Here is a 14,734-nt window from a genome sequence, read left to right as displayed (position 1 = left end):
GCCGATCGGGCGAGGGATGAACCGTTTTGCGCATCCTGCTGATCGAGGACGACGCCGCGCTCGCGCGCAGTATCGGGGCATTGTTGCGCGCAGGCGGCAACGCGGTCGATCACGTCGTGACCGGTGAGGAGGCGTTGTCGGTGGTCGCCGGCGAGCCCTATGCGCTTGTGATCCTCGACGTCGGGCTGCCCGGGATCGACGGCTTTTCGGTGCTCGAAACGCTGCGCCGTCGCGGCGAGCGCGTGCCAGTGCTGATGCTCACCGCCCGCGATGCGCTCGACGACCGGGTGCGCGGGCTCGACCTTGGTGCCGACGATTATCTACGCAAACCGTTCGAGCCCGAGGAACTGGAGGCGCGGGTCCGGGCGCTGGGCCGGCGGCGCGGCGGTGATCCGCTGCCGGTGCTCAGCGTCGGTACGCTGACGATCAACCGCTCGACCGGCGACGCGGACATCGCCGGCCGTGCGCTCGACCTGCGTCGGCGCGAGCGTGCGGTGCTGGAGACGCTGGCAACGCGTGCAGGCCGAGTCGTCCCGCGCGCGCTGCTGATCGGGGAGGTGTTCGGGTTCGACGAGCCGGTCGGCGACAACGCGATCGAAGTCCACGTCACCCGCCTGAGGACCAAGCTTGCCCCCGACGGCCCCGGTATCCGCACCGTCCGCGGGGTCGGCTATATGCTCGATGCCGACTGAGACGCGGACTCCCGCGCTACGCACGCGCCTGCTGGTCGCGGTGCTCGGGCCGTTGCTGGCGGCGGCGATCCTGATCGGCGTGGTCGGCGCGACGCTGATCGCCGACGTCGTCCGCCGCACCAACGATCGCGTGCTCGGCGGTGCGCTCGGCGCGATCGCCGAGACGGTGCAGGTCGAACGCGGCGAGGTGACGCTCGATCTTCCCTCCGCCGCGTTCGGGATGCTGGAGAATACCGAACGCGACAACGTCTATTACCGCGTCGCCGTCGGCTCGGTTCTACTCACCGGTTATGCCGACCTGCCCGCGCCCGATCCCGCGACGCTCGACATCGACGTGCCGCGCTATCGCTTCGCGCGCTACCGCGGCCAGCAGATCCGCATCGCCGAAGTCCGTCGCTCGCTCCCCCGGATCGACACGCCCGTGATCGTCCAGATCGCCGAGACGCTCGACAACCGCGGCGCACTCACCCGCCGGCTGATGCTCGCGCTGCTGATCGGCGAATGCGTTCTCGTCGGCGCCGCCGCGCTGTTGCTGCGACCCGCGCTAGGCTGGAGTCTCCGCCCGCTCGCCCGCCTCCGCGGCGCGATCGAGGCGCGAGACGAACGGGCTCGTCCCGATTTCTCCCCGCTCGACACGGGTCCCCTGCCCCGCGAGCTGCGCCCACTCGCCGGTGCGTTCGACCGACTCCTGGCGCAGCTCGACACCGCGACCGTCGGCGTCCGCCGGTTCACCGCCGACGCCTCGCACCAGATGCGTACGCCCCTGTCGGTGCTGAAGGTCCAGGTCGCACTTGCCCGCCGCGGCTCGGGCCCCGAACGCAGCGTCGCGCTCGACGAGATCGCCGACGCGGTGGTGCGCCTCGAACGCCTGGTGACGCAGTTGCTGGCGTTGGCGCGCGCCGAGGAGGCCGGGGTGTCCGCGCCACTCGAGGCGGTCGACCTGCATGAGGTCGTCGCCGCCGTCATCACCCGCCGGATCAACCAGGCGATCGAGGCCGGCGTCGACCTGACGCTCGATAGCGAAGACGACGCGCGTCACATCGTCTCGGGCCACCGCACGCTGATCTTCGAGATCCTGTCGAACCTGATCGACAACGGAATCCGCTACAACGCGGTCGGCGGCACGGTCTCGGTCAAGCTGGTAACGTCGGCATCGGACACCGCGGTCGTCGTCGCGGACGACGGCCCCGGTATCCCGCCCGCCTGCCGCGACACGGTGTTCGACCGGTTCGTGCGTCTCGGCGGCGGCGCGAGCCCGGAAGGAAGCGGGCTCGGCCTCGCCATCGTCCGCTCGGCTGCAGCCCGGTTGAACGCGACGATCGGCTTCGGCGACGTCGAGCGCGGCACCACGCTCATCCTGCGCTTCCCGCGCGTGCCGTCAGAGTGAGACGCCGTACAGCGCGTGGTGCGCGAGGATGAAGAGCGTGCGCCCGTCGGCCCCGCCGATCACGAGCTGGAGCGGCCGTTCGGGAACATCGATCCGGCGCAGCAGCGTGCCGGCGGGATCGTAGACGAACACCTGCCCGTTCGCGACGTAGAGATTGCCGGCGGCATCGCGCGCGACGCTCTCGCCGCCACGATCGGCGACGATCTTGAGATCGGTGACGCGGCCCTGATCGCCGACGAGGCCCGAATAGGTCCGCCCTTCGGAGGCGTTCGTAAGCACGACGCGCTCGCCGGGCTTGGCGGCAACGAAGCCGTTCGCGTCGAGCGTATCCGACCAGCGCCAACCCTGATGATCGTCCGGCCCCTGGTTCCACACGCGGAACGCGGGCAACGCCAGCGATCCGTCGGGCGAGACATATTCCTGCGGCTTGGCCTCGGCCATCTTGGTCGTGAAGAAGTCGGTCATCGTCGGGAACTGGTAGGTCGTCGGATCGATCCGGTCGGCAAACTCGCCGTTCGCCCACACGTTGACGGGCAGCACCGTCGCGGCGTCGCGGCGCGCGCGGACCGGCGTCGGCGGGATCACCTTAACCTCCGCGGGCTTTGCCGGATCGATGCTGTACACGGTGCCGTCGCGGCCCGCCGAGGACAACACGAGCAGGTTGCCCGAACGATCCACCGCCAGATTGACCGCATCGAGCGGCGCCTCCGCGACGATCGACAGGCCCTCCGCCTTCGACCAGCCGTGAATTCGCTGGAACTGGCGATCGATGAAGTACAATTTGCCCTTGGCATCGACCGCGCCGCCGGCGATCGAATAGAAGCCCTCGGCGAGCTTCTCGACGCCCGGCGATACCGGCACCGCCGATGCCGTCGCGGCGACGGTCGGCGCAGGCGAAACGTCGAGCTTGGCGAATTCGAGTTCGCGGACCTCCTGCTGGCGGGTCATGTCCTTGATGCTGTTCTCGAACGGGAATTTGCTCGCGCGCAGATAGGTGCCGCAGCCCTTCGCATCGCAGCTCGCGAACCCGCTCTCGGCGTTCACATGGACGTTGCGGAAGCGGATATCGCCCGAATTATAAAGCTTCACCGCCGCGTCCATCGGTTTGATCGAGCGCGTGACTCGGTAGCCGTGATAATTGGCGAACAGGATGTTGCGCGAGTTGCGGATCTCGGTCGAGATCGCGTTGACGCCGTCGCGCACCTCCTGCTCGGTCTGCGGCGCCAGGAACTCCCAGTTCTCGACATGATCAAGGACGATTTCCGCGCGGTAATGATGCTCGGCCGACAGCTCGTAGACATGGCCCGGCGTCTTGGTGTTCGAGACGTGGAACCCGGCCGAAGCGAGCGTGTTCGGCGACCACAGGGCAGCGAAGGTGCCGCCGCCACCATCGGTGACCCAGATGCTCGGATATTGGCCGTCGAAGCGCGCGCGCTGATCGCCGAAGCCGATCGGGCTGCCCTTGGTCAGCACCGTGCCGCCGCCGCCCTGGATCTTGACGTCGTTGACCATCGACGCCTCGCCGGCCTTCCACAGCAGCGCGGTCGCGCGCGGGTTCACGCCGCCGGTCCACAGACCGAGGCCGGAGACGATCGCGTTGCCGCCCTTGGCGCTTTGCAGCAGCGCCTTCGGCCCGCCGACGCCCATATAGGCGGGCGTTTCGTCGGGCAGATAGAGATGCGTGAGGCTCGGATGCAGCGCGATCAGCACGCTGTCGGGCCGCAGCCTGATCGTGTCGGTGACGCGGTAGCGACCGACCGGCAGATACACCACGCGGTGCGTGTCGATCGCGCGCTGCAACGCCGCGGTGTCATCGGTCGTGTCGTCACCCTTCACGCCCAGATCGTGCGCGTTCGCCCAGTCGCGCACCGGCGGCAGCGCGGCGATCGCCGGCTTGCGTCGCTCGGGCAGGCGCGCGAGCGGCGCCATGACGATATCGGTCGCATAGGCACCGATCTGGCCGAGCCCGGCGAGCTTCAGGCCGTAGGAGAAATCACTGACCCGGTAGCGTGCCCCTGCCCCGGCGACGGTCTTGCCGCTGTCGCGAAACCGCACGAACGTCGGCGTGTTTACCGCCACTGCATTGTCGAACCCGATCTGCGTGAAGACGCTGCTTTCGTTCGACACGACGACGCCCGCCTTTGCGACGTTCTCGAAGCGGACGTCCTTGCCGTACAGCGAATCCGAATAGCCGCGATCGATCTCGATCCCGACGGGCGTGTCGCGGATCGCAACGTTGACCAGGGTCAGGTCGACCTCGTGCTCGCGGATCGCGGCGTCGCGCTGGCCCTGAAAGTCGGAGTCGATCAGCGTGAACTGCCACGCGGGCGACGTCTTCTCCGACAGGATGCCGTAGCGGCCGCCGAAGAACTTCAGATCCTCGAACTCGTTGCCCGCCTGATAGACCCCTGCAAGGCCCGAGCCGATATGGAAATCGACGTGCCGCAGATAGCCGTGCTGCGCGACGCGGAACCGCACCGCGACCGCGCCGGCATTGCCCGAGCCGATCCGGAAATCGACGTTCGACAATGCGGAATAGAAGGTGCTCGAGGTCGCGTCGAAGATCGCGGGGTCGAACGGCACGCTGGTGCGCGGCGGGACCGGCGCCTTGCCGACGCGGTACTGGTCCTCGCCGGTGAACGCGACCATCGCCGCGACGCCCGACGCATAGCCCGCGCTGTTGTCGCCGAGCACGATTTCAGGGCGGGTCGGACCGACGCCGAAGATCCGGACGGCGGAGCGGACGAAGATCGTCCGGCTGATCCGGTAGCGCCCGGACGGCAGGAACACGACCCCGCCATGCCCCCCGGCTGCGGCGGCATCGATCGCCTGCTGGAGCGCGACGCTGTCGTCGGCGCGGCCATCGCCGACGCCCTTGACGGTGATCGCGCGCGGATCGGCGGGAGCGGTTAGGTAGACCGAGGTCGTCTTCGCCGAGACCGGCGTCGAAAGCAGTAGCACCGCGGCGCCAAGCAGCCATCTCGCGTCCATCGTCCGTCTCCCCGTAAATGCAGTGTGCCCGTCGATCGCTCGCGAGCCGAACGTTCAGGCGGCGTGCAACACCAGGCCGTGCGCGACGATCGCGACCTGAGTCCGGTTGCGGACGTTCAGCTTGCGCATCAGCGCGGTCATGTGCGCCTTCACGGTCGCCTCGGCGATGCCGAGGTCGTACGCGATCTGTTTGTTGAGCAGTCCGGAATGGACGCCGTGCAGCACCTTGATCTGGGTCGGCGTGAGCTGCGGCGATACCGGGATGGCTGGTAGCTGCCGGTGCTGCGAGACGGTCTGGGTGGTCCCTTGCATGGTCATCCTCCTCCTGTTTCGGCCCGTGGGTGCGATCCATTTGAATGGATTCGGTTGGACAGGTTTTCCGTATGCGCCCCGGATTTATCGGCAATCAAGCCTTTTCTGTTGGCGGCGGGCAAAAACCTGTCCTACAGCTAGAGCTATATCGGCAGGCGAGAAACGCCGCCGGATCGAGCGGGGAGCGATGATGAAGGCGCAAGCACCAGACCGTCAGCCAGCACGTCGCGGCGTAGCCCCGATCGGCGCGGTGCAATGATCGGTGGCGACCTGCGGCTGGTGATCGCCGCGCTCTCCGGCATCCTGCTCGCTGTGCTGATGATCGTCAAAGGGCGCCTGCACCCCTTTATCGGGTTGTTATGTGGCGCGTTCACCGTCGGCCTGCTCGCCGGTCTGCCGCTGCCCGATGTGGCGAAGGCCGTCCAGAAGGGCGTCGGCGATATCATCGGCGGCACCGGACTCGTCGTGGCGCTCGGCCTGTCGCTCGGCGCGATGCTGCATCTGTCGGGCGCCGCCGCGTCGCTGGCGAAGGGCGCGCTGCGCCTGACCGGCGTGCGCGCCGCACCCTGGGCGACGCTCGGGATCGCGATCGTCGTCGGCCTGCCGTTGTTCTTCGAAACCGGCCTCGTACTGCTTCTGCCGATCGTCGTCGCCGCGGCGGAGGAAATGACCGGCAAGGATGGCGCAGCGCGCGATGCCGCCAAGCTGCGGCTGATCATGCCCGCGCTCGCGGGGCTCGGCGTGGTCCATGCGCTGGTGCCGCCGCATCCCGGGCCGCTGCTCGCGGTCGAAGCGCTCGGTGCGAATCTCGGTCGGACGATGCTGTACGGTATCCTGATCGCGATCCCGACCGCGGTCATCGCCGGACCGCTGCTGGCGAAGTTCACGACGCGAGGCGTGCGGCTGGTATCGCCGGTACTCCGCGACACCGGGCTCGACATCGCACCGCCCCCTCGCGCGCTGTCGCTGCTGATCGTGCTGCTGCCGGTGCTGATGATCGCGACCGGCGAGCTTGGCCAGATGGTGCCGACGTGGAAGGGCGCGGCGTGGCTGGTCGCCGCGAGCAACCCGGTGGTCGCGCTGCTGCTGACCAACCTGATCGCGCTGCCGCTGCTGTTCGGCTGGCGGCTGCGCGAGGTCGCGATCCAGGATGCGGTATGGCACGAGACGATGGGCGCGGCGGGCGCGATCCTGCTCGCGATCGGCGCGGGGGGGGCGTTGAAGCAGGTGCTGGTGACAGCGGGGCTTTCGGACCTGCTCGCGCGGACCGTGCTGATGTATTCGATCTCGCCGCTGCTGCTCGGCTGGCTGGTCGCGGTGGCGATCCGGCTCGCAGCAGGCTCGGCGACCGTCGCGACGATCACTGCAGTGGGGATCATGCCGGGCGTGGTCGCGAGTTCGGGCGTGTCGCCGGAGCTTGTCGTGCTCGCGATCGGCGCGGGCTCGGTGTTCTTCAGCCACGTCAACGATCCGGGATTCTGGCTGGTGAAGAGCTATGTCGGCACGAGTACCGCCGACACGTTCCGGACCTGGTCGCTGCTCGAAACCGCGATCTCGGTGGTCGGCCTCGTCCTCGTGATGGCGCTCAGCTATGTCGTCTGACCTACCACCCTCGACCGAAGGCCGGCTGGCGGATCGCGCCTATACCGGAATCGTCCGGATCATCACCGAAGACGATCTGGCGATCGGCGACCGCCTGCCGTCGGAGGCCAAGCTCGCGGCGACGTTCGGGATGTCGCGCACCATCGTGCGCGAGGCGCTGGCGCGGCTCGCCTCGGACGGCATTACGCAAGCGCGGCTCGGTGCGGGCTCGTTCGTCAAGCGCCGGCCGTCCGCGCGGCTCGGCACGCACATGCCGATGGATGCGCTCGCGACGACGCTTGGCACCTATGAAGTCCGCTTCGTGCTGGAGGCGGAAGCGGCACGCCTCGCGGCGCAGCGGCGCTCCGATCGCCAGCTCGACGCGATCGAGTACGCGCTGGAAGCACTGCGGAGCGCGTTGCTGTCGAACGCGTCCGCGCATGACGAGGACTGGCAGCTTCACCGCGCGATCGCCGAGGCGACCGGCAATGCGGCCTTCCTGCCGGTGTTCGATCATCTCCAGGACGAGGTGATGCGGATTCTGCGCGCAGGCGTCGATATCTCGCGGTCGCGGCCGCCCGAAGTGATCGGTGCGATGATGGAGGAGCATGATGCGATCATCGAAGCCATCCGTGCGCAGGACGCAGACGGCGCTGCACTGGCGATGCGCTGGCACCTGTCGCAGGGCCGCAAGCGACTAATGCCGTGACCACTCAGTATCGCGAAGGCTTAGGGTCGCGGAAACTGGGCCTCCAGCCAAGCGAGCGCGTCCTCGCTCAATCGCTCTGGCGTCAGCGCGGCATCGAGCGTGATCGCGCATTCGCCTTCCGACGGCCGTTCGAGCGTCGCGAGCTGGCTGTCGAGCAGGCTGGGCGGCATGTAATGGCCGGTGCGGCCTGCGAGACGCCGGGCGATCTCGTCGGGCGCGGTGTCGAGCAGCACGAAGGCGAGCGGCACCGTGGAGGCTTGCGAGAGTCGCTCCCGGTAGCTGCGTTTCAGCGCCGAGCAGGCGGCCACCGCAATTCCGGTCTGATTGGCCCGATCCTCCGCCGCCACGCCGATCGCGGCACCGAGCCGGTCGAGCCACGGCCAGCGATCGGCATCGTCGAGCGGATGCCCCGACTCCATCTTGGCGACGTTCGCCGCGGAATGGAAATCGTCGCCTTCGAGCAGCGGGCTGTGCAAGTGCCGAGCGAGCAGCGCCGCCAGCGTCGACTTGCCACTGCCGCTGACACCCATCACGACGATTCCGTAGGACTTCTGGGTGTTCACACGATCTGGCACCGGCCGTCGATATCCTTCGCAACGACCGAACGGCCGGGTGTCGATACGCCGCTATCGATCAGATGTTCCGGATTGGCCATTACGACCTTTGTCGCAATCGTCGCGCGCGACGCGGCAGCCTATCGCTTCCCGTACAGCGGGAAACGGCCCTCATCGAAGGACGCACAGTCATGACGGCCAGATTTACCGCCGGTTTCGCAGCCCCTCTCTTGGTCGGGCTGCTGGTCGGGGTGTCCGCCCCGGCGCTTGCCTCGACCTCGGTGTTCGCCACCGCACCCGTCGATTCGCGCGCGATCACGGTCGCGGCGCGCGGCGACGGCGTCACCGACGACAGCGTGGCGATCCAGCGCGCGATCGATGCGGCCGCCGCCGCGTCGAAGAACACCGGCGCGGGCGGCATCGTCTTCCTGCCAGCGGGCCGCTACCGGATCACGCGCACGCTCTACATGCGGCCGGGCGTCCGCCTGTTCGGGGTCGGCAAGGCCCGCCCGGTACTCCTGCTCGCGCCTTCGACCCCCGGGTTCCAGCGCGGCGTCGGCAGCATGGTCTTCTTCACCGGCACCCCCGCTGCAACTCCGGGAGCACCGCCGGCACCCCCCGTTCCGGTCCCGCCGCCGACCAGCGTGCCGTTCGATCCGGCGATCGCGGATGCCAATTCGGGCACCTTCTATACCGCGCTGTCGAACGTCGATTTCGAGATCGGCGAGGGCAATCCGGCCGCGACCGCGGTCCGCTTCCACGCGGCGCAGCACGCCTATCTCAGCCATATCGACTTCCATTTGGGATCGGCGCTGGCAGGGGTCTACCAGGTCGGCAATCTGGCTCAGGACCTGAAGTTCTTCGGGGGCCGCTACGGGATCCTGACCGAGAAGACCTCGCCGGCATGGCAGTTCACCTTGCTCGATTCGGTCTTCGAGGGTCAGCGCGACGCGGCGATCCGCGAGCACGAGGCGGGGCTGACGCTGGTCAACACCGTGATCCGCAACGTCCCCGTCGGGATCGAGATCGATCGCGGCTATGGCGACTGGCTGTGGGGCAAGGACGTCCGGTTCGAAAACGTCGCCAAGGCCGGCATCGTCATCAGCAACGAGGGCAACGCCTATACGCAGATCGGCTTCGACAACGCGGTCGGTCAGAATACGCCGACCTTCGCGCGCTTTCGCGACAGCGGCCGCACGGTCGCCGGCCCCGCCGCACGTTACCGCGTCCGCGGGTTTACGTACGGTCTCACTCTTCCCGCGCTCGGCACCACGGGCAGCTTCGCGACGCGGATGGACGCGACGCCGCTGCCAAAAATCGATCGTCCGCGCGACGCCGCGATCCGCGCACTGCCGCCCGTATCGGCCTGGACCAACGTCCGCGATCTCGGTGTACGCGGCGACGATGCGACCGACGACACCGCCGCGCTCCAGCGAGCGATCGACGGCCACCGCGTGCTGTATTTCCCGGCAGGATTCTACCGCGTCACCGACACGCTGAAGCTGCGCGCCGACAGCGTCCTGATCGGCCTCCACCCCAGCCTGACGCAGATCGTCCTCGCCGAGAACAGCCCGGCGTATCGCGGCGTCGGCAGCCCCCGCGCGCTGATCGAAAGCGCGAAGGGCGGCGCCGCGATCGTCTCGGGGCTCGGGCTGTTCACCGGCGGCAGCAATCCGCGCGCGACCGCCTTGCTGTGGCGCGCGGGCGAGCATTCGCTGGTCGACGACGTGAAGTTCCAGGGCGGCCACGGTACCTTTGCCGCCGATGGCAGCCGCTTCGATCCCTACAACGCGACGCATACCGCCGACATCGATCCGGCCAAGCGTTGGGACGGGCAATATGCGAGCCTGTGGGTCACCGACGGCGGCGGCGGCACATTCAACGGCGTGTGGACGCCCGACACCTATGCCGCCGCCGGGCTCCACGTGTCGAACACCAGCACGCCGGGCTATGTCTACCAGATGTCGGCGGAGCATCACCGGCGCGCGGAAATCGTCCTCGACGGGGTGCGCAATTGGCAGTTCCTCGCGCCGCAGACCGAAGAGGAAGCGGGCGAAAGCCGGGCGACCGTGGCGCTCGAGGTGCGCAATTCGCGCGACATCCTGTTCGCCAATCTCCACGCCTACCGCGTTACGCGGTCGCTCGAACCGGCGAAGGCAGCGGTGACGCTGTACGGCTCGACCGACATCCGGTTCCGCAACGTCCACGTCAACGCCGAGAGCGGCTTTTCGACCTGCGACGCGAACGGTTGCGGCACGTATCTGCGCGCGAGCAAATATCCGTACGAAAACGCGATCGTCGATGTCACGCGCGGCACCGAGATGCGCGAGCGCGAGTTCGCGGTGCTCGACGTGACCGATACGCCGGCCCCAGCTGCTCCTGCCCCGCTCGTTCCCGTCAAACAGGTCGCCGACGGCTTCTATTCGCTCGGCGGCGGCGCGGTGGACGCTGCCGGCAAACTGTATTTCGTCGACCGTCAGTTCCAGCGCATTCATGGCTGGTCGGAAAAGGACGGCCTGTCGATCGTCGCCGATGCGCCGCTCGATCCCGTCAACCTGGCGATCGATCGGTCGGGTACGCTGATGGTGCTCTCCTCCGCAGGCCCGGCGGGCACGGTCTACGCGATCGACCCGGCTAAACCGCAGGACGTGCGCGTGATCGCACCGACACCGGTCGCCGCGCGCACCGGCACCGCGGTCGCATTGCCCGGCAGCGTCTGGAACAACGGTGAATTCCGCGATCAATACGACGCCGAGACCGACCATTTCACGACGCTGGCGGAGATGTTCGCGCGCGATGCCGCGGTCGCCAAGCCGCTGGAATATGTCTCGCCCGACAATAGCCTCGTACTGCCCGCCTACCGCGTCTGGCAGCAGGGGCCGGCGAACCATCTCGGCTGGCGCTTTTCCGATACGCTCGACACCTACGGCTTCGTCACCGGCCGGGTCGGCGCGCGCGTGCACATCGTCAACGGATCCGAGGACACGACCTATACCGGCCTGCTCGGCCGCGGCGGCGCGATCACCGACCTGAAGCGCTTCGCGACCCGCGGCGGGGAGAGCGTGGCGACCGGCCCGGACGGACGCGTCTACGTCGCCAACGGGCAGGTGTTCGTCTACGCGGCGGACGGTCGCGAACAGGGCCGTATCGATATTCCCGAACGGCCGCTGCAACTGCTGTTCGGCGGTGCCGACGGACGGACGCTCTACATCCTCACGCACCACGCGCTCTACACCGCTCGCCCCTGATCGCCCCTGCCAGCCAAGCTTCCCAACCCAGGCGAAATGCGACGATGGTCGTAGATGCCCGGCTGCACCGCATGCGGTAGAACGCCGCGACAATCGAGCTTTGGCCGAGCCGAACACGGCCAATGCGAAGTGCAACAAGGGGACGGATGATGGAATTGGTCACGCACGACCGGCGCTTGAGCAGAAGCCTGTTTGGTAGCGCTACTAGCATGGCGGTACTCGCGACGGCGCTGCTGTGCGCGCCGGCGATCGCGCAGACCGTCCCGCCTGCCACGACTGCAACCCCGGCCCCGGCTGCCACCGCGACCCCCGCCCCAACCGAGGCGCCCGCCGCCACGCCGCAGTCGCTACCCGCCGATGCTGCCGACGCCGAGCGGTCGCCCGCGTCGGCCAGCGACATCGTCGTGACCGGCACGCGCATCACCTCGAGCGGGTTCAACGCGCCGACCCCGACGACGGTGATCGGCGAGGAGCAGATCCTCAAGAACGCCCAGCCGAACATCTTCACCACCGTGGCGCAGCTGCCGTCGCTGCAGGGCTCGACCGGCGCCAGCACCGGTACCTTCAGCACGTCGAGCGGATCGCAGGGCCTGAGTTCGTTCTCGCTGCGCGGGCTCGGCACGATCCGCACGCTGACGCTGCTCGACGGCCAGCGCGTCGTCGGCGCGAACGTCACCGGCGTACCCGACATCAGCCAGTTTCCGCAGTTGCTGATCAAGCGGGTCGACATCGTCACCGGCGGCGCATCCGCGTCCTACGGCTCGGACGCGGTCGGCGGCGTCATCAACTTCATCACCGATACGCGCTTCACCGGGTTCAAGGGCAATATCCAGACCGGCGTCACCACCTATGGCGACGACGGCCAGGTGCTGGTCCAGGCCGCGGTCGGCAAGAGCTTCGCCGGCGACAAGCTCCACGTCATCCTGAGCGGCGAATATGCGCATGAAGACGGCGTCGGGCCCGGCAATTTCGGCGAAGATCTCGCCGGCAGCCGCGACTGGTATCGTGCCACCACGCTGGTCGACACCGGCATCCGCAACAACGGCTCGCCGCAGTTCCTCTACCGCGATCACGGCCAGGCCTATCAATACACCAAATACGGCCTGATCAGCGCCGGCCCGCTCCAGGGCACCGCGTTCGACGCCAACGGCCAGCCCTTCCAGTTCCAGTACGGGTCGAACGGCGTCCCCGCCAAGAACGCGGCCGGCACCGTCAACGGCTGTTATGTCGGGTTCTGCGTCGGCGGCGACCAGTCGGGGCATGTCGGATCGGGCACCTCGCTGCAATCGGGGCTGCAACGCCTCAACGGCTATACGCGGATCGGCTACGACTTCGCCCCCGACAACGAAGTGTATTTCACCGCCAACATCGCGCAGGTGAAATCCGACAACCAGCCCAACCCCGGCGCATCGAAGACCGGGCTGACGATCCAGTGCGCCAACCCGTATCTGCCCGCCTCGATCAGCGCCGCGTGCGCCGCCAACGGCATCACCAATTTCCAATACGGCCTGAGCAACGCGATCCTGCCCAACATCCACGTCAATACCGATCGGCGGCAGTACCGCTTCGTCGGCGGCGTGAAGGGCAAGGCGAGCATCTTCGGGACCAGCTGGACCTATGACGCGTCGTACGAGCACGGCATCAACACCACCGACATCCGCGTCGACAACATCAGCCTGACCGGACGCTACAACCAGGCGATCAACGCGGTCCGGCTGAACGGCGAGATCGTCTGCGCCAATGCCGCCGCGCGCGCCGGCGGATGCCAGCCGATCAACATCTTCGGCGGCACCACGCCGTCGGCGGCGGCGCTTGCCTATATCGTCCCCGCGAACGGGCCGTTCCAGCACACCAAGCAGACGCAGGACGCCGCCGCGGTCAGCATCTCGGGCGAGCCCCTGACGTTGTGGGCGGGGCCACTCGCGGTCGCTGCCGGTGCCGAATACCGCCGTGAATTCTACCGCGTGAACGCCGATCCCTACGGCGCGGGCGTGTCCGACCTCAGCCCGAATTCGACGCTGTATCCGTCCGATCCGTCGCTGCTGCCCGCCGGCAACAACTGGTATGCGGGCAACTACAAGAACGGCACCGGCAAGTACGATGTGGTCGAAAGCTTCCTCGAGCTGAACCTGCCGGTCCTCAATTCGGACACGCTGGGCCGGGCGAACGTCAACGCCGCGGGCCGCGCGACGCATTATTCGACGTCGGGCAACGTCTATGCGTGGAAGGTCGGCGGCACTTGGGAAACCCCGTTCGACGGCTTCCGCCTGCGCGCCGTCACCTCGCGCGACGTCCGCGCGCCGAACCTGTCCGAACTGTTCGCCGCCCCGACGACGACGACCGTGCCGAACTTCACCGACCCGTTCCGCAACACGCAGGTGCTGATCATCCAGAACACGATCGGCAATTCGGCGCTGCGCCCCGAAATCGCGCGCAGCACCGAGGCGGGCATCGTCCTGGCCAAGCCGAAATGGGCACCGGGGCTCAGCCTGTCGTTCGACTATTACACGATCAAGCTGAACGACGTGGTCTCGAGCCTGTCGGCGGCGCAGATCGTCAATCTCTGCTTCCAGGGCAATACGGAGACCTGCGGCAGCTTCAATCTGCAGAACACGGCGGGCCCCAATTTCGTCAACGTCCAGTCGTTCAACCTCGCCTCGATCAAGACCAACGGGTTCGATATCGAGGGCAGCTATCAATGGCGCCGGCCGCTCGGCATCGCCGGCAACCTGACCGTGCGCGCGCTCGCCACGCACGTCATCAAGTTCGTCACCGATCCCGGCCTGCCCGGCACGATCCCGGTCGACAGTGCGGGCGCGAACTCGGGCGCGACCCCCAGCTGGAAATGGCTCGCGACGCAGAGCTACGACACCGACCAGTTCAGCCTGACGCTGCAACAGCGCTGGTTCAGCGACGGCGTGTTCGGGAACCAGTACGTCGTCTGCTCGGCGGGGAACTGCCCGGTATCGACGGGCAACAACCCGACGATCGACTACAACAAGATGAAGGGCGCGTTCTACTTCGACATCGGCGGCGCGGTAAACGTCACCAAGCAGGTCAGCATGTTCTTCAAGGTCGACAATCTGTTCGATCACGATCCCGAGCCCTCGCCGCAGACCAACACCGGGCTCGACGTGAACCCGGCGCTCTACGACACGCTCGGCCGCTTCTACCGCATCGGCGTCCGCGCACGGTTCTGAAGGCCGGGGCCGCAGTCGGCGTATCCCGCGCCGACTGCGGCCTCCTTTCAGGCGGAGAAA

9 protein-coding genes are annotated in these 14,734 nt (G+C 67.8%); 6 read left to right on the top strand and 3 right to left on the bottom strand.

The genetic code is table 11. The features are described 5' to 3' along the window. The first annotated feature begins 26 nt into the window (after positions 1-26). Together C8J44_RS15050 and C8J44_RS15045 are read left to right on the top strand one after the other, a co-directional pair. Positions 27-692 carry a response regulator transcription factor gene (locus tag C8J44_RS15050; RefSeq protein ID WP_259466887.1) on the top strand — a complete coding sequence of 222 codons (666 nt, stop codon included), beginning with the start codon at positions 27-29 and terminating at the stop codon, positions 690-692. Next, complete coding sequence (locus C8J44_RS15045; protein ID WP_121905148.1) at positions 682-2,079, top strand: sensor histidine kinase; 1,398 nt, start codon at positions 682-684, stop codon at positions 2,077-2,079. Before C8J44_RS15050 ends, C8J44_RS15045 begins: the two co-directional genes overlap by 11 nt. On the opposite strand, the gene C8J44_RS15040 is transcribed toward C8J44_RS15045, so the two are convergent. Continuing rightward, positions 2,071-5,070, bottom strand: a complete 3,000-nt coding sequence (locus C8J44_RS15040) for a glycosyl hydrolase family 28-related protein (RefSeq protein WP_183128800.1) — start codon at positions 5,068-5,070, stop codon at positions 2,071-2,073. The two genes, C8J44_RS15045 and C8J44_RS15040, sit on opposite strands and share 9 nt — an antisense overlap. A 54-nt stretch (positions 5,071-5,124) precedes the next feature. Then, complete coding sequence (locus C8J44_RS15035; protein WP_056055970.1) at positions 5,125-5,382, bottom strand: helix-turn-helix transcriptional regulator; 258 nt, start codon at positions 5,380-5,382, stop codon at positions 5,125-5,127. A gap of 255 nt (positions 5,383-5,637) precedes the next feature. Between C8J44_RS15035 and C8J44_RS15030 the strand changes: the two genes are divergently transcribed. Together C8J44_RS15030 and C8J44_RS15025 are read left to right on the top strand one after the other, a co-directional pair. Then, the gene (locus C8J44_RS15030; protein ID WP_121905147.1) at positions 5,638-6,984 is read left to right on the top strand and encodes a GntP family permease; all 1,347 of its coding nucleotides are present in this window, start codon (positions 5,638-5,640) and stop codon (positions 6,982-6,984) included. Continuing rightward, positions 6,974-7,672, top strand: a complete 699-nt coding sequence (locus C8J44_RS15025; RefSeq protein ID WP_121905146.1) for a FadR/GntR family transcriptional regulator — start codon at positions 6,974-6,976, stop codon at positions 7,670-7,672. The genes C8J44_RS15030 and C8J44_RS15025 overlap by 11 nt, the downstream gene beginning before the upstream one ends. Before the next feature lie 20 nt (positions 7,673-7,692). Here C8J44_RS15025 and C8J44_RS15020 read toward each other — a convergent pair whose 3' ends face one another. Next, entirely contained in the window at positions 7,693-8,202 is a 510-nt protein-coding gene (locus C8J44_RS15020) for a gluconokinase (protein ID WP_121905483.1), read from the bottom strand. A 215-nt stretch (positions 8,203-8,417) separates the two neighbouring features. Here C8J44_RS15020 and C8J44_RS15015 point away from each other — a divergent pair, with 215 nt between their 5' ends. Continuing rightward, entirely contained in the window at positions 8,418-11,474 is a 3,057-nt protein-coding gene (locus C8J44_RS15015; RefSeq protein ID WP_121905145.1) for a glycosyl hydrolase family 28-related protein, read from the top strand. 209 nt (positions 11,475-11,683) lie between these two features. Beyond that, the gene (locus tag C8J44_RS15010) at positions 11,684-14,674 is read left to right on the top strand and encodes a TonB-dependent siderophore receptor (protein ID WP_121905144.1); all 2,991 of its coding nucleotides are present in this window, start codon (positions 11,684-11,686) and stop codon (positions 14,672-14,674) included. Positions 14,675-14,734: the final 60 nt, after the last annotated feature.

This window comes from Sphingomonas sp. PP-CE-3A-406 (assembly GCF_003688625.1).
Taxonomy (GTDB): Bacteria; Pseudomonadota; Alphaproteobacteria; order Sphingomonadales; family Sphingomonadaceae; genus Sphingomonas.
This window is presented reverse-complemented; position numbering and strand designations above follow the sequence as displayed.